The organism is Streptomyces sp. NPDC058534 (assembly GCF_042717365.1).
Taxonomy (GTDB): Bacteria; Actinomycetota; Actinomycetes; order Streptomycetales; family Streptomycetaceae; genus Streptomyces.
This window is the reverse complement of the sequence record NZ_JBHXNW010000084.1, coordinates 1-15259: the sequence shown is the minus strand read 5'-3', so window position 1 is coordinate 15259 and position 15259 is coordinate 1. Positions and strand designations below refer to the sequence as shown.

The following is a 15259-nucleotide window of genomic DNA, read 5'->3' as shown; positions in this document are numbered from 1 at the left end:
ACCCCTTCTCGCCGTACGCGGCCAACCGTACGCCCGGCTGCGCGCCGCCGACCCGCCGTCCACGGCCGCGGGCCGCCGCGCCCTCGCGCGGTACGCGGCCGAGGGCCGCCGACCCGCGTAACCGCGCTGTCCGCGCGGCTGGGGGCCGCCGACCCGCGTAACCGCGCTGTCCGCGCGGCTGTGGGCCACCGACCCGCGTACCCGCGCGGGCTGCGCGGCTGGGGGCCGTATGCCTCCGTAACCGCGGGCAGATGTGCCTCCCCCAGTGCCTGAACGGCCTGGGAGGTACCCCCAGGGACGGCACGGGTGGGCGCGGCGGCAACCGGCCAGCGCCGGGCCGCGTCACCCACCCCCGGCCCGCACCCACGCCGGGTGCCACATCAACGCCGGCCCAGTCAGAGCCGCTCAATACCCCGCGGAGCCATCCGCGGCGCCCGCCGCCCCGGCACCCGCCCGCTCAGCAGCACCAGCCGAGCCGCCCGATGCCGCTGCCCGGCATACGGCTCCAGCAGCCGCAGCATCTCCGCGTCGTCCGCGTACCGGTCCCCGCCCAGCGCGAACCCCACGATCCCCGGCAGATGCAGATCGCCCACCGTCACCGCGTCCGGCGCCCCATGACTGCGCTGCACGGTCTCCGCGGACGTCCACGGCCCGATCCCCGGTACGACCTCCAGCCGCGCCTGCGCCGCCCCCGGCTCCATCCCGGCCGCCTCCTCCAGCCGCGCAGCGACCCGCACGGCCCGCAGGATCGTCGAGGCCCGCTTGTTGTCCACCCCGGCCAGATGCCACTCCCAGGAGGGGATCAGCGCCCACGTCCGCGCCGACGGCATCACACACATCCGCCCGGGCGCGGGCCCCGGCGCCGGTTCCCCGAACTTCCGCACGAGCAGCCGCCACGCCTGGTACGCCTCCAGCGTCGTGACCTTCTGCTCCAGGACCGAGGGGATCAACGACTCCAGTACCAGACCGGTCCGCGCCAGCCGCAGCCCCGGCCGCCGATGCCGCGTCAGCGCCAGCAACCGGTGCCTCGGCACGAACACGGACGGGTCGTCCTCGGCGCCCAGCATCCGCGGCAACTGCTCCAGCAGCCACTCCGCCCCGGGCCCCCAGCCCTCGCCCCGCACCTCGTCACCGCGCGCGGTGACCCGCAGCGTGCCCGGCCCGGCGGGTGTGCGGCTGGTCCGCCACACGGCCCCGTCCGGCGTCGTCCGGAACGTCGGATCGCCCGGCCCGCGCCGCAGCGGCCCGAGCACCAGCCCCAGCTCCAGCGGCCCGTCCGGCACCCACACCCGTACCCGGCCCGGCGCGACCCCCTGCCGGGGTATCCCGCCGCGCACAGCGGCGCGCGGGGGCCGGGGAGCGAAACGTCCTGCCACGAGTGAGGTCCTTGGGCGAAGAGAAGAAGGAGTGGGGAAGAAAAGGGGAAGAAAAGGGGAAGAAAAGGGGAAGAAAAGGGAGCCTCTACGAGAGTAGAGGCCTCACCGCACCTCGATGAACGACCCCGCGTCCCGCCCCGGCCGCGCGCGCGGTTCCCCGGCCGGATGACCGACCGCAACCGTACCCATCGGGTCCCAGTCGTCCGGCAGCCCCAGCACCTCCCGCACCACGTCCCGGCAGAACATCGTCGAGGACACCCACGCCGACCCCAGCCGCTCCCCGGCGAGCGCGACGAGCAGGTTCTGCACGCCCGCGCCGGTGGCGACGACGAACATCTCCCGCTCGGCCCCGTCCCGCCGCGCGTCCCCGTACGAGTGCGAACCGTCCATGACCAGGCAGGGGACGACGAGGTAGGGCGCGTCGCGCAGTACGTCCCCGCGCCGGACCCGCTTGGCGATGGACTCCTCGCTCTTGCCGTCCCGCCGCAGGTCCGCGATCCAGGCGTCCCGCATCGCGTCCAGCAGCCGGGTGCGGGAGTCCTCGGACTCCAGGAGCACGAACCGCCACGGCGTCGTGTGGTGCGGCGCCGGTGCCGTGACCGCGGCCGCGACCGCCCGGCGTACCGCGCCGGGTTCGACCGGCTCGTCCGTGAAGGCCCGTACCGTACGGCGCTGGGTGACCGCCTGCCGTACCGCCTCCGACGTGCCCAGCCGGAACATGTCGTCGCGCGCGCCGCGCACCATCGCCCGCGCGCCCTCTCCGTCGTCGTCGGCCACCAGGAGCGGCAGCCCGCGCAGGACGGCGACCGGCAGACCCGCGGCCTTGCCCTTGACCAGGTCGCCGGCCGCGGCCAGCTCGTCGGCGGTGGCGACGACGGTGGAGCCCAGTGGATTGCCGTGCGCGTCCGTGCCCCCGCGCAGGTCGTCGAGGACCCGCACGCCGGCGGCGCCGATCGCCACGTCCGTGAGCCCGGCCCGCCAGGGGCGGCCGAAGGTGTCGGTGACGACGACCCCTACGTTGACGCCCAGCGTGTCGCGCAGTCCGTCGCGGATGCCGCGCGCGGAGGCGTCCGGGTCCTCGGGCAGCAGCAGGACGGTGCCGGACGGGGTGTTGGAGGCGTCGACGCCGGCCGCCGCCATGACCAGCCCCTGCCGGTTCTCGACGATGCGCAGCAGGCCGCGCCGGGCCACCACCCGCACGGTCTCCGCGTCGATCGCGGCCTCCCGGTCGGCGGCCTGTACGACGCGCCCCTCGGCCTTGGACACGATCTTGGAGGTGACGAGCAGCACGTCCCCGTCGGCCAGCGCCGGCTCGGCCGCGGCGATCAGCTTGGCCAGGTCGTCGCCGGGCTGCACCTCGGGCAGTCCGGGCAGCGCCCACACCCGGTAGCCCTCCGGGCGGCCGAGGGCGTCCTCGCGCGTGCCGTCATTCATGCCTCCCGCACCTCCTCGGCGAGCGTCAGCGCCTCCCGGGCCATCCGCGTCGTGGCGTCGAGGTCGGTCATCATCAGCGGTACGGCGCGGCAGAGGATGCCGGCCGCCTTCACGCGCGTGACGGCCTCCGCGTCGACCGTGTCGACCAGCCAGCCGTCGAGCAGCCCCGAGCCGTAGTGCTCGGCGACCGCGGCGGCTGTGGACTCCACGCCGACCGCCGCGAGCACCTTGTCGGCCATCCCGCGCACGGGCGCGTCCCCCACGATCGGGGACAGGCCCACCACGGGCACCCCGGCGTCGGCGATCGCCTCCCGGATGCCGGGCACGGCGAGGATCGTGCCGACCGAGACCACCGGGTTGGACGGCGGGAAGAGGATCACGTCCGCCTCGGCGACGGCCTCCAGGACGCCCGGCGCCGGCTTGGCCTGCTCGGCGCCGACCGGCACGACCGCCTCGGCGGGGACGGAGGCGCGCAGCCGTACCCAGTACTCCTGGAAGTGGACCGCCTTGCGCTCCCCTTCCAGTTCGACCGCGACGTGTGTCTCCACGCGGTCGTCGGTCATCGGGATGAGGCGCACACCGGGCTTCCAGCGGTCGCAGAGCGCCTGCGTCACCGCGCTGAGCGGGAAGCCCGCGGTGATCATCTGCGTCCGCACGATGTGCGTGGCGAAGTCGCGGTCGCCGAGGCCGAACCACTCGGGCCCGACGCCGTACGCCGCCAGCTCCTCCTTGAGGTGGAATGTCTCGTCGGCCCGTCCCCAGCCCTGCTCCTCGTTGATGCCGCCGCCGAGCGTGTACATCACCGTGTCGAGGTCCGGGCAGACCTTCAGACCGAAGAGGTGGATGTCGTCCCCGGTGTTGCCGATGACCGTGATGTCCGCGTCGGGCGCGGCCTGCTTCAGACCACGCAGGAACCGGGCACCGCCGATGCCGCCTGCCAGAACCACAATGCGCATGGCCCCAGTCTTGCAGGCGGGTACGACACCGCGTCAGGCAGTCGTCACGGCACCGGCGTCCGCGTCCCGCGACGCGGCGGCCGAGCACTGCGGGGCGTGCATGGGCATCTCGGTGAGGCCCGGGTAGTAAACGTGCAGGCTGACCGCCGGCTCCAGCGTGTCGTTGACGACCTCGTGCACGTGCCCGGGTGCGAACACGCGCTGGGTGCCGGCCCGCAACGCGCGCGTGCCGTGCTCCGTGTGCTCGCTGAGGGTCCCCTCCAGGACAGTCCACACGCCGGAGGAGGGGCCGTGGTCGTGGCGTCCGCTGCCCTGGCCCGCCACCCAGGACAGCAGCCACACCTCGTAGCCCGGGCCGGTGCGCAGCCGGTGGTACCAGCGTGTCGTCGCGTCGTACCGGACGAGGTGCTCCCACTCGGAGCGGTCGTCGGCGATGGAGCGGGCCAGCCCGGCGAACTCGGCCACGGTGGCCGGGTGCTCGCGGGGTGCCTGGAGGAGGTGGGGGACTTCGAGGATGTCGCCGGCGATCTGGAGGTCGCTGTCGCTGTTCATGGGTGCGGTGGTTCCTCGGCAAAAGTGTGCGGCGGGCGGAACGGATGACCAAGAACGCCCTGGTGGGGCGGGAAATGGAGCATCGAGTCGCGTGGACTCTGGGGACGGCCGGAGCGCGGTTGGCTCAACAGCTGGAACAGCGGCAACAGCTACAGCGAGCGCGGGCAGCACCGTGGGACCCGGCGGTGCGGGTCGAGGCGAGCGCCAAGTTCGCGAGCATGCCCACTAGGACACCGGTTCACACCAGCACTGTCAACTCGCTGCCCGGTATGTGGGACATGTTTCACCTCTTCCGGTTCATCTCGCAGGGGAAAGGTTTGTTCAGGGGGGTCCAGGGACACATGGCGCACAAGCCGGGCGCACAACCCCCGTAGTGATCCTGTGACCCGAATGTGATCAGGTTCGCTTCGGGCCGTGTACCGGAACGTGATCGAACGCCAGGGCGTCTTCCCCGGTGCGAGTGGAGCGCGGGTCGGGTGCCCGGACGGGCCTCTTTGGGGTGTCAAGGTTTATGGCGATTTGAACACTTTCCGCTTTGCCTTGGTTCCGCAGAGTGAATAAGGGACCCAATAGCAGATCTCGGCTTGACTCGCCCGGAGCAGCACACTTGTAATTTCACTCGTGTCGTTCAGCCGGAATCGGTAACGGCCAGATCACGGGGACGCGAAGACAGACGAGGGGCGCACATGACCGAGCTGGTGCAGCAACTGCTGGTCGACGACGCGGACGAGGAGCTCGGCTGGCAGGAGCGCGCACTGTGCGCCCAGACCGACCCCGAGTCCTTCTTCCCCGAGAAGGGCGGCTCCACCCGCGAGGCCAAGAAGGTCTGCCTCGCCTGCGAGGTCCGCTCCGAATGCCTCGAGTACGCCCTTGCCAACGACGAGCGCTTCGGCATCTGGGGCGGCCTGTCCGAGAGGGAGCGCCGCCGGCTGAAGAAGGCCGCCGTCTGACGTGGCGCCAGAACCGGCGCGAACGGCGGGACCAGCGGGAACGGCCCCTCGCCAGTGGGTTGTCCACAGGCGGCGGGCCCTCTTGCCGTCCAGCCGATAGTGTGGGCGCTCGTCCGAGACGCCCCGCCATTCCCCACAGGCACGGGCGTCCACCGCAGTCCACCGAACCGGGGCCCGTACCTCGATGTCCGTGCAGAGTCACACGGCAGCCCAGCAAGACCTCGCTGCCACACCTGAGTTCCCGCGTCACGTCGTCACCGCGGTCCTCGTCGCCCACGACGGAGCCCGCTGGCTGCCCGACGCGCTCGCCGGGCTGCTCGGCCAGGAGCGCCCCGTCCAGTACGCCGTGGCCGCCGACACCGGCAGTGCCGACGACTCGGCCCGGCTGGTCGGCGAAGCCCTTGGCGGCGACCGCGTGCTGCACCTCGCCCGGCGCACCGGCTTCGGCCAGGCCGTGGAGGAGGCGGCCCGCACCGTCCCCGTCCTCACCCCGGAGGACCTGCTTTACCTGAAGCGGCCCAGCGGCTGGGACCCCGTCACGCGCACCTGGCGCGACGACGCCTACGACCTGCCCGAACTGCCCCACGGCGAGCCGGTCCAATGGCTGTGGCTGCTGCACGACGACTGCGCCCCCGAACCCGACGCCCTGGCCCAGCTGCTGCGCGTCGTGGACACCGAGTACGAACTCGGCCGTGACGACGTCGCCGTCGTCGGCCCCAAGCTCCGCGGCTGGTACGACCGCCGGCAACTGCTGGAGGTCGGCGTCTCCATCGCCAACTCCGGCCGCCGCTGGACCGGCCTGGACCGTCGCGAACAGGACCAGGGCCAGCACGACCACGTCCGCCCCGTCCTGTCGGTGTCCACCGCCGGCATGCTGATCCGGCGTGACGTCTTCGAGCGGCTCGGCGGGTTCGACCGCCGGCTGCCCCTGATGCGCGACGACGTCGACCTGTGCTGGCGCGCGCACGCCGCCGGACTGCGCGTCCTCATCGCCCCCGAGGCGGTCGTCCGCCACGCCGAGGCGGCCTCCCGCGAACGCCGCGCCGTCGACTGCGCGGGCCGCACCACCGCCTCCCCGCACAAGGTGGACAAGGCCGGCGCCGTCCACACCCTCCTCGTCAACGTCCGTACGGCCGTCCTGCCCTGGGTGCTGCTGCGCATCGTCGTCGGCACGATGCTGCGCACCCTCGCCTATCTCGTCGGCAAGGTGCCCGGGCAGGCGCTCGACGAGATCCGGGGCCTGCTGGGCGTCCTGCTGCGCCCCGAGCGCATCATCGCCGCGCGGCGTGAACGCGGCCGCCCACAGGTCGAGAAGGACGAGCTGCGCCCCCTGTTCCCGCCCCCCGGCGCGACCATCCGCGTCACCGTCGAACAGGTCGCGGGCAACCTCGTCGGCAGCTCCGAGGCCGAGACCGCCGCGGGCGCCGGACGGCACGGCGGCGGCATCGAGTCCGGACCGGGCGGCGACGACGCCGACTTCCTGGAGCTCGAGCAGTTCGCCCGGCTCAAGCGCGTCGCCCGCAAGCCCGGCCCGGTGCTCTTCGTGATCCTGCTGCTCGCCTCCCTGGCCGCCTGCCGCGCCCTCCTGGCCGGCGGCGCCCTCGCGGGCGGCGCGCTGCTGCCCGCCCCGGCCGACGCCGGCGAGCTGTGGTCGCGCTACGCGGACGCCTGGCACACGGTCGGCACCGGCGGCACCGCCTCCGCGCCGCCCTACCTCGCGATCCTGGCGGCACTGGCCGCCGCGCTGCTCGGCTCGACCGGCACCGCCGTCACCCTGCTGCTGGTCGGCTCGGTGCCCCTGGCCGGCGCCACCGCGTACTTCGCGTCCCGGCCACTGGTCATGTCCCGGCTGCTGCGCGCGTGGGCGGCCGTCGCCTACGCCTTCCTGCCCGCCGCCACCGGCGCCCTCGCCGGCGGCCGCATCGGCACCGCCGTCCTCGCCGTACTGCTGCCGCTCATCGCCCGCGCGGGCGTCGCGGCGGCCGGCCTGGCCCATGCGTCCGGCGCCCGCGGCAGCTGGCGCGCCACCTGGGCGTACGCGCTGCTGCTGACGGTCACCACCGCCTTCACGCCCGTCGTCTGGCCCCTCGCGCTGCTCCTCGGCCTCGGCGTCCTGGCCCTGCGCCGCGGCGAGATCACGGCGTACGGACCGCGCTTCCTCGCCCAGCTCGGCACCCCCCTGCTGCTGCTCGCGCCCTGGTCGCTGTCGCTACTGCCCTTCGGCTTCTTCGACGAGGCCGGACTGGAGTACGGCTCCTCGGCCGCCTCCGCCCTCGACCTGCTCGGCGCGAGCCCCGGCGGCCCGGGGACGGTCGGCGGGCTCGTCCTCGTCGGCATCGTGCTGGCCGCGCTGGCCGCCCTGCTGCGCTCCGAACGGCAGTTGGCCGTCCGGGCCGCGTGGGCCGTCGCCCTGATCGGCTTCGTCTTCGCGGTCCTGTCCAACCGCTCGGCCTGGGCCGGCCCCGCCACCCTCGTCTACGGCATCGCCCTGCTGTCCGCCGCGACCCTCGGCGCCGACGGAGCCCGCTTCCGTGTCGCCGAGCAGAGCTTCGGCTGGCGCCAGCCCGTCGCCGCGCTGATCGCCCTCGCCTCGGCCGTGGGCCCGCTGATCGCCGCCACCGGGTGGATGATCGGCGGCGCCGACGGACCCGTCGAGCGACGTGACCCCGTACAGGTGCCCGCGTTCGTCGCCGAGGAGAGCCGCACCCGCGACCAGGCCCGCACCCTCGTCCTCGACAGCGACTCCACCGCACACGTGGGATACATGCTGGTCCGCGGCTCCGGAGCCCGCCTCGGCGACGGCGAACTGGCCGCCGGGGACGGCGGGAACAGCACCCTCGACAAGATCGTCGCCAACCTGGTGGCCGGTTCCGGCGCCGACCAGGCCGACCAGCTCGGCGGCTTCGCCGTGCGCTACGTGCTCGTGCACAAGGGCGCGCCCCGCGAGGTCACCCGGGTCCTGGACGCCACCCCCGGCCTGAGCAGGCTCAGCCAGCAGGACGGCAGCGGACTGTGGCGCGTGGACCAGGAGGTCGCCCGCGCGACCATCGTGTCGGGTGGCGACTCCGGCACCGGCGAACCGCAGCCCGTGGCGGCCGGACCGGTCGACATCCACACCGACATCGAACCGGGCCCCGACGGCCGCGTGCTGCGCCTCGCCGACTCGGCGGCCGAGGGCTGGACGGCCACCCTGGACGGCAAGCCGCTCAGCCGCACCACGGTCGACGGCTGGGCCCAGGGCTTCGAACTCCCCGCCTCCGGCGGCAGGCTGGACGTCACCTACGACGACCCGTTCACCCACAGCGTCTGGCTGTGGGCCCAGGGCCTGCTCGCCGTGGTCCTGGTCGTCCTCGCGCTGCCCGGCAGACGCCGCGACGTCGACGACGACCTGCCCGAGGAACCGCTCGTCCCCGCCCAGGCCCTGGAGGGCGAAGGACGCCGGGCACGGCGACTGCGCGCCCAGGCGGAGGCCGAGGCCGGGGCCGGGGTGGACACCGAGTCGCCGGGCGCACCGGCGGACGGCGCCCCCGAGGTGCCCGAACCGCCTGCGGCGCCCCCCGCACCGGTCCCGCAGCAGCCGGCGTACGGCGAGTGGGACTCGGCGGGGTACCAGAGCGAGTACGGCTCCTACGGCACCTACGGCCAGGAGCAGTACCAGGGCGTCCAGCAGCAGTACGACCAGGGCGCGTACGCGCAGCAGCCGTACCAGCAGGGAGACCCGTACCAGGCAGAGCCCTACCCCGCGGACGCCTACCAGGACGGCCGGGGCGCCCAGTACCAGCCGGACCAGTACGCGCCGTACGCCTACGGCGAGCAGGCGCAGGCCCAGCCTCAGGACGGCGGGTACGACCCCGCCTACGACCAGGCGTACGGCCAGGGCGAACACGACACGCCGTACGACCCCTCCCAGCCCCACCACCCCCACGGCACGGGCAGTGGGCGTCCCGACGGGAGCCAGCAGTGAAGCGCACGACCCTGTCCCTGATCGCCTGCGCGGCCGCGCTCGCCGCCGTCACCGGATTCGCGGCGGTCTCCACCCCGGACGGCTCCGGCACCGACACCGCCGCGCCGGCCGCCCGGCTGCCCGTGGAGCGCACCAGCCTGCTCTGCCCGGCGCACAGCACCTCCGACCTCGCCGAGACCCAGTACACGTCCTTCACGCCCGTCACGAAGGGCGCCGACGAGAAGGGCGAGGCGGCACTCACCACCGCCGCACCCGGCGACGAGGCCGAGGATGCCAAGGACGGGAAGAAGGGCGACGAGAAGGCCGCGAAGCCTCCCGTCGAGCCCAAGGAGCCCGGCACCCCGGCCACCGGCAAGACCTCCGGCTCCGACACGCCCGCGCTGATCGGCACCGCCGAGGGCAGCCGGGCGCCCGGCTGGACGGTGCAGCAGACCACGGAGGTCGCCGCCGGGACGGGCCGTGGCCTCCAGGGGGTCAACTGCACCGCCCCGGACACGGAGTTCTGGTTCCCCGGCGCCAGCACGGCGGCCGGCCGCACCGACTACGTCCACCTGACGAACCCCGACGACTCGGCCGCCGTCGTCGACATCGAGCTCTACGGCAAGGACGGAGCCCTCAAGTCCACGGTGGGGGAGGGCGTCACGGTGCCGCCGCACGGCACCGAGGCCCTGCTGCTGTCCACGCTCGCCGACGTGAAGCAGACCGACGTGACCGTGCACGTCGGCGTGCGCAGCGGGCGGGTCGGGGCCGCGGTGCAGGCCCTGGACGACAAGACCGGCGGCGACTGGCTGACCGCGGCCGCGGATCCGGCGGGCGACCTCGTCCTGCCGGGCATCCCGAAGGACGCGACCGCCGTCCGCCTGGTGCTGTTCACCCCCGGTGGCACCGACGCCGACCTGAAGGTGCGGCTCGCCTCGCCGTCAGGGCTGATCACCCCCGCCGGACACGAGACGGTGCACGTCAAGGCCGGCATGACGACGGGCGTGGACCTCGGCGAGGTCACCCGCGGCGAGGCGGGTTCGCTGGTGCTGACGCCGACGGACGGGGCCGTGCCGGTGGTGGCCGCGGTCCGGGTCGTACGAGGCAAGGGCGGTGAGCAGGAGTCGGCGTTCATCCCGGCGACCGACCCGGTCGGAGCGCGCGCGACGGCCGCGGACAACCGCGCCAAGGGCACGACCCTGTCCCTGACCGCCCCCGGCGAGGGCGCCGAGGTGAAGGTGACGGCGTCGGCGGGCACGGAGGGCGGCACGACGGCGACCAAGACGTACACGGTCAAGGGCGGCACCACCCAGAACGTCGAGGCACCGGTCCCCGCCGGCATCGAGGGCGGCTACGCGCTCACCGTCGAGACCGTCTCCGGGGGGCCGGTCCACGCGTCCCGCACCCTGACCGTCTCGGACGACGACGTGGCGTCCTTCACCGTCCAGACCCTCCCCGACGACCGGGGGACGGTCTCGGTGCCGAACGCGGAGGAAGACCTGTCGGTACTGCAGAGGTAGAACGCGCGACCGGGGAGGGGGAAGGCGCCCCGCGCCCTCAGTCCTCCCCGTACCGCGGGTCCACCGTCTCCGGGGTCAGCCCCAGCAGCTCGGCGACCTGTTCGACGACGACCTCGTGCACGAGCGCCGCCCGTTCGTCCCGGCCCTTGGTCCGGATCTCCACCGGCCGCCGGTACACGACCACCCGTCCCCGCCGGCCCTCCCGCGAGGGCACCGTGCCGCCGAGCGGGACGGCCTCGTCGTTCCACATCTCCGCGGGCCCGTCCAGCCGGGGCACGTCGAGGACGAGGAAATCGATGTCGGCGAGCTGCGGCCACCGTCGCTCCAGGCGCTCCACGGAGTCCTGCACCAGGTCCGCGAAAACCTCGCCGCGGCTCGCGGCGAGCGGCACCTGCGGGGGCGCCACCGGACCGCGCATGCCCCGGCCGTGGCGATCACGACGGCGGGGCCCTGGGCGACCGGCATCACGGGGCGTCACGGGGTTGTCCATCACTGGTGAAGGGTAGTCCCCGCCGAGGTCGCGCGCCCGGCCGCACACGCGGACCGGACAGCGCCGTGGCCCGAGACGCGGCTTGTCGTCGGATGACCATTCCAGCCAAGGTTGGGCTCGATTCCGTATCCCTCCGCGACCGTGGAACTCAAGGCAAATGTCGCTGTTTGTATCAGGTCGTGACCGCTTTCAAGGTGGCCCCGCCTCCCGGAAACCGGCGTCCACGCAGGTCACCGAGGTGTGTTGGGAGAGGTCCGTGGGGCGTTTCACGCCACGACACGGTGGTGTGACCCCGTGGAGAGTCGTCGCGGCCCGCTCAAGAGTGCGGTACCGTCCAACATCGTGAGCCCTGTACGTCGCTGTTCGCGCACCGCCTGCGGCCGTCCCGCCGTCGCGACGCTGACGTACGTCTACGCCGACTCGACCGCGGTCCTCGGCCCGCTCGCCACCTACGCCGAACCCCACTGCTACGACCTGTGCGCCGAGCACTCCGCGCGCCTCACCGCCCCGCGCGGCTGGGAGGTCGTCCGCCTGCTCGACGGGTCGGCCCCGGCCCGCCCCAGCGGCGACGACCTGGAAGCGCTTGCCAACGCGGTGCGCGAGGCAGCCCGGCCCCAGGAGCGCGCGGCCGAGGCCGGGGGTGGCGGGCGCACCGCCGACCCGATGGAGGTCGCGCGCCGCGGCCACCTGCGCGTGCTGCGCTCGCCGGACAACTGAGCAGGCCCGTTCGCCCGCCTCGGCATCTCCCGTCACATCCGTTGCTGCACACCCATTGACGTTGCCTTGTCGCGGACACGACCATTCCGGAAGCCGCGAGAAAACGCTTTCGCATGGTGGAATCCGGGGAGGCGCCCGTGTACGTGCAGGAACTGGAACCCGTCGCCGGTTCGCTCGGCCTGTCCGCCCTGGTGGCGGCCCTGCCACTGGTGATCGTCCTCGTCCTGCTGGGCGGCGTCCGCATGAAGGCGCACCTGGCGGGCCTCATCGGCCTCCTGGCGGCCGTACTCGTGGCGTGGCTGGCGTACGGCATGCCGCTGGACCAGACGGCCTCCAGCGCCGTCCAGGGAGCCGTTTTCGGCCTCTTCCCCATCCTGTGGATCGTCGTGAACGCCCTGTGGGTCTACCGGATGACCGTCCGCACCCGGCACTTCGACATCCTGCGCCGCTCCTTCGGGCGGCTGTCCGACGACCCCCGCATCCAGGCCCTCGTCGTCGCCTTCTGCTTCGGCGCCCTCCTGGAGGCCCTGGCCGGCTTCGGGGCGCCCGTCGCGATCTGCTCGGTCATGCTCGTCGCGCTCGGCTTCGACCCGGTCCGCGCGGCGGTCGTGTCGCTGGTCGCCAACACCGCGCCGGTCGCCTTCGGCGCGATGGGCACCCCCGTGGTGACGCTGGCCCAGGTCACCGGGCTGCCCCTGGACGACGTCGCCACCGTCGTCGGCCGCCAGACCCCGCTGCTCGCCCTGATCGTCCCGCTGCTGCTGGTCGCCCTGGTGGACGGACGGCGCGGACTGCGCGAGACCTGGGTGCCCGCGATGGCCTGCGGAGTCGCCTTCGCCATCGCCCAGTTCGTCGCCTCCAACTACATCTCCGCCCAGCTCGCCGACATCGCCGCCGCCCTGGTCGGGGCCGGCGCCCTGGTCGCCGTACCGCACTCCCGCAGGCCCGCCGCCGAGCCCGTCCGGGCGTCCGTACTGACCGGCGCCCGCAGCGAGGAACTGGACGAGGAGGACTCCGGCCGGGAGGTGCTGCGCGCCTACGCGCCCTACGCCCTGATCGTCGCCGTCTTCTCCGTCGCGCAGATCCCGGCGGTCAAGGACTGGCTGGCCGGGGCGACCCAGACCTACGACTGGCCGTTCCTGGCGGTGGCCGACCCCGAGGGCAATCCGGTGGGCGGCAACGTCTTCTCCTGGCCGATCGTCTCCACCGGCGGCACGCTCGTCCTGTTCGCCGGGCTGGTCACGGCCGTCGTCCTCGGTGTGCACGCGCGCGTGGCGGTCAAGGAGTGGCTCGCGACCGTGCACGAACTGCGGTTCGCGATCCTCACCGTCACCTCGGTGCTGGCCCTCGCCTATGTCATGAACCTCTCCGGGCAGGCCGCCACCATCGGCCACTTCGTCGCCGCGGCGGGCGCCGGGCTCGCCTTTCTCTCCCCGGTCCTCGGCTGGTTCGGCGTCGCCGTCTCCGGCTCCGACACGTCGGCCAACGCGCTCTTCGGCGCCCTCCAGGTGACCGCCGCGCGGGAGTCCGGTCTCTCTCCCGAACTGCTCGCCGCCGCCAACAGCTCCGGCGGTGTCCTCGGCAAGATGATCTCCCCGCAGAATCTCACCATCGCCTGCGCGGCCGTCGGACTCGCGGGCCGCGAGGGCGACCTGCTGCGCAAGGTGCTGCCCTGGAGCCTCGGCCTGCTGCTGGTCATGTGCCTGATCGTGGTCGGTCAGTCCACGGTGGTCCTGGGCTGGATGCTGCCCTGACCTTCGGGAACCGCGCGACGGCCGGTCGGTGGGTGCGGGTAGTTTGTGCACACCGACGGGACTTTCAGGAAGGTTGGCCGTGGCTGCTGATCTGTCGCAGATCGTGAAGGCGTACGACGTGCGCGGTGTCGTACCCGACCAGTGGGACGAGTCGCTGGCCGAGCTGTTCGGCGCGGCCTTCGTCGAGCTGACCGGCGCGAGCGCCGTCGTCGTCGGGCACGACATGCGGCCCTCGTCGCCCGGCCTGTCCGGCGCCTTCGCGCGCGGGGCGGCGGCCCGGGGCGCCGACGTGACCGGGATCGGCCTGTGCTCCACCGACCAGCTGTACTACGCCTCCGGCGCGCTGGACCTGCCGGGCGCCATGTTCACGGCCTCGCACAACCCGGCCCGCTACAACGGCATCAAGCTCTGCCGCGCGGGCGCCGCACCGGTCGGCCAGGACACCGGCCTCGCCGACATCCGCGCCCTCGTGGAGCGCTGGAGCGACACCGGCGCCCCGGAACCGGCGTCCCGGCCGGGCACCGTCACCCGGCGCGACACCCTCGCCGACTACGCCGCCCACCTGCGCTCCCTCGTCGACCTCACCGCCATCCGCCCCCTGAAGGTCGTGGTCGACGCGGGCAACGGCATGGGCGGCCACACCGTCCCCTCGGTCTTCGCCGGGCTGCCCCTCGACCTCGTGCCGATGTACTTCGAACTGGACGGCACCTTCCCCAACCACGAGGCCAACCCGCTCGACCCGGCCAACCTCGTCGACCTCCAGAAGCGCGTCCGCGAGGAGGGCGCCGACCTCGGCCTGGCCTTCGACGGCGACGCCGACCGCTGCTTCGTCGTCGACCAGGACGGCAACCCGGTCTCCCCGTCCGCGGTCACCGCCCTCGTGGCCGCCCGCGAACTCGCCCGCAACGGCGGCCGGGGCATGGTCATCCACAACCTGATCACCTCCTGGTCCGTCCCGGAGGTCGTCGAGGAGAAGGGCGGCACACCGGTACGCACGCGCGTGGGCCACTCCTTCATCAAGGCCGAGATGGCCCGCACCGGCGCCATCTTCGGCGGCGAGCACTCCGCGCACTACTACTTCCGCGACTTCTGGAACGCCGACACGGGCATGCTGGCCGCCCTCCACGTCCTGGCCGCCCTCGGCGGTCAGCAGGGCCCGCTGTCCGCCCTCGTCGCCGAGTACGACCGCTACGCCGGCTCCGGCGAGATCAACTCCACCGTCGCCGACCAGGCGGACCGCCTCGCCGCGATCAGGGCCGCGTACGAGGGCCGCGACGACATCAGCCTGGACGACCTGGACGGCCTCACCGTCACGTCGGCCGACTGGTGGTTCAACGTCCGCCCGTCCAACACCGAGCCCCTGCTCCGCCTGAACGCGGAGGCACGCGACGAGCCGACGATGACGAAGGTGCGGGACGCGGCGCTGGCGATCATCAGGGGGTGAGGTTTTGTCCTTGGCCCGCCATCCAGCCCACCGAGTCGGGCGCGGCGGGTGCCCCTTGGTCCTTGGCCCGCCATCCAGCCCACCGAGTCGGGTGGTGGGTGGGCATAGGCCGGGGGTCCAGGG

The 15259-nt window shown here is 73.6% G+C and carries 11 protein-coding genes; 6 read left to right on the top strand and 5 right to left on the bottom strand.

Annotation, left to right across the window (positions count from 1 at the left end):
- Window positions 1–395 precede the first annotated feature (395 nt).
- The 4 genes from ACFWR9_RS35560 to ACFWR9_RS35545 form a co-directional block, all read right to left on the bottom strand.
- Window positions 396–1376: a DNA-3-methyladenine glycosylase family protein gene (locus ACFWR9_RS35560; protein WP_383849756.1), complete on the bottom strand. Its 981-nt coding sequence runs from the start codon at window positions 1374–1376 to the stop codon at window positions 396–398.
- A gap of 102 nt (window positions 1377–1478) precedes the next feature.
- A complete protein-coding gene (locus ACFWR9_RS35555) occupies window positions 1479–2810 on the bottom strand; it encodes a coenzyme F420-0:L-glutamate ligase (RefSeq protein WP_383849753.1) in 1332 nt (443 codons plus the stop codon).
- Window positions 2807–3766: a 2-phospho-L-lactate transferase gene (cofD, locus tag ACFWR9_RS35550; protein WP_383849750.1), complete on the bottom strand. Its 960-nt coding sequence runs from the start codon at window positions 3764–3766 to the stop codon at window positions 2807–2809. Before cofD ends, ACFWR9_RS35555 begins: the two co-directional genes overlap by 4 nt.
- Window positions 3767–3799: 33 nt before the next feature.
- Window positions 3800–4318 (bottom strand): cysteine dioxygenase, encoded by a 519-nt coding sequence (locus ACFWR9_RS35545; RefSeq protein WP_383849747.1) that lies wholly within the window; start codon window positions 4316–4318, stop codon window positions 3800–3802.
- Window positions 4319–5004: 686 nt separating this feature from the next.
- Here ACFWR9_RS35545 and ACFWR9_RS35540 point away from each other — a divergent pair.
- The 3 genes from ACFWR9_RS35540 (at window position 5005) to ACFWR9_RS35530 (ending at window position 10731) form a co-directional block, all read left to right on the top strand.
- Entirely contained in the window at window positions 5005–5268 is a 264-nt protein-coding gene (locus ACFWR9_RS35540) for a WhiB family transcriptional regulator (RefSeq protein ID WP_003975777.1), read from the top strand.
- Window positions 5269–5452: 184 nt separating this feature from the next.
- Window positions 5453–9232 carry a glycosyltransferase gene (locus tag ACFWR9_RS35535; RefSeq protein WP_383849745.1) on the top strand — a complete coding sequence of 1260 codons (3780 nt, stop codon included), beginning with the start codon at window positions 5453–5455 and terminating at the stop codon, window positions 9230–9232.
- Window positions 9229–10731, top strand: a complete 1503-nt coding sequence (locus ACFWR9_RS35530) for a DUF5719 family protein (protein ID WP_383849743.1) — start codon at window positions 9229–9231, stop codon at window positions 10729–10731. The genes ACFWR9_RS35535 and ACFWR9_RS35530 overlap by 4 nt, the downstream gene beginning before the upstream one ends.
- Before the next feature lie 37 nt (window positions 10732–10768).
- Here the strand turns inward: ACFWR9_RS35530 and ACFWR9_RS35525 are convergent, their stop codons facing one another.
- Window positions 10769–11221 (bottom strand): metallopeptidase family protein, encoded by a 453-nt coding sequence (locus ACFWR9_RS35525; RefSeq protein WP_383849803.1) that lies wholly within the window; start codon window positions 11219–11221, stop codon window positions 10769–10771.
- Between the two features lie 294 nt (window positions 11222–11515).
- Here ACFWR9_RS35525 and ACFWR9_RS35520 point away from each other — a divergent pair, with 294 nt between their 5' ends.
- From ACFWR9_RS35520 to ACFWR9_RS35510, 3 genes are all read left to right on the top strand, one after another.
- A complete protein-coding gene (locus ACFWR9_RS35520) occupies window positions 11516–11938 on the top strand; it encodes a DUF3499 domain-containing protein (protein ID WP_383849740.1) in 423 nt (140 codons plus the stop codon).
- Between the two features lie 137 nt (window positions 11939–12075).
- Window positions 12076–13692 carry an L-lactate permease gene (locus tag ACFWR9_RS35515; RefSeq protein ID WP_383849800.1) on the top strand — a complete coding sequence of 539 codons (1617 nt, stop codon included), beginning with the start codon at window positions 12076–12078 and terminating at the stop codon, window positions 13690–13692.
- A 79-nt stretch (window positions 13693–13771) separates the two neighbouring features.
- On the top strand, window positions 13772–15136 hold the full coding sequence (locus ACFWR9_RS35510; protein ID WP_383849738.1) for a phosphomannomutase/phosphoglucomutase: 1365 nt from the start codon (window positions 13772–13774) through the stop codon (window positions 15134–15136).
- The last annotated feature ends 123 nt before the right edge of the window (window positions 15137–15259 follow it).

Excerpts from the sequence above, each read along its gene's own strand:
- ACFWR9_RS35555 (WP_383849753.1), bottom strand. The coding sequence starts at position 2,810 with ATGAATGACGGCACGCGCGAGGACGCCCTCGGCCGCCCGGAGGGCTAC.
- cofD (WP_383849750.1), bottom strand. The coding sequence starts at position 3,766 with ATGCGCATTGTGGTTCTGGCAGGCGGCATCGGCGGTGCCCGGTTCCTG.
- ACFWR9_RS35545 (WP_383849747.1), bottom strand. The coding sequence starts at position 4,318 with ATGAACAGCGACAGCGACCTCCAGATCGCCGGCGACATCCTCGAAGTC.
- ACFWR9_RS35540 (WP_003975777.1), top strand. The coding sequence starts at position 5,005 with ATGACCGAGCTGGTGCAGCAACTGCTGGTCGACGACGCGGACGAGGAG.
- ACFWR9_RS35535 (WP_383849745.1), top strand. The coding sequence starts at position 5,453 with ATGTCCGTGCAGAGTCACACGGCAGCCCAGCAAGACCTCGCTGCCACA.
- ACFWR9_RS35525 (WP_383849803.1), bottom strand. The coding sequence starts at position 11,221 with ATGGACAACCCCGTGACGCCCCGTGATGCCGGTCGCCCAGGGCCCCGC.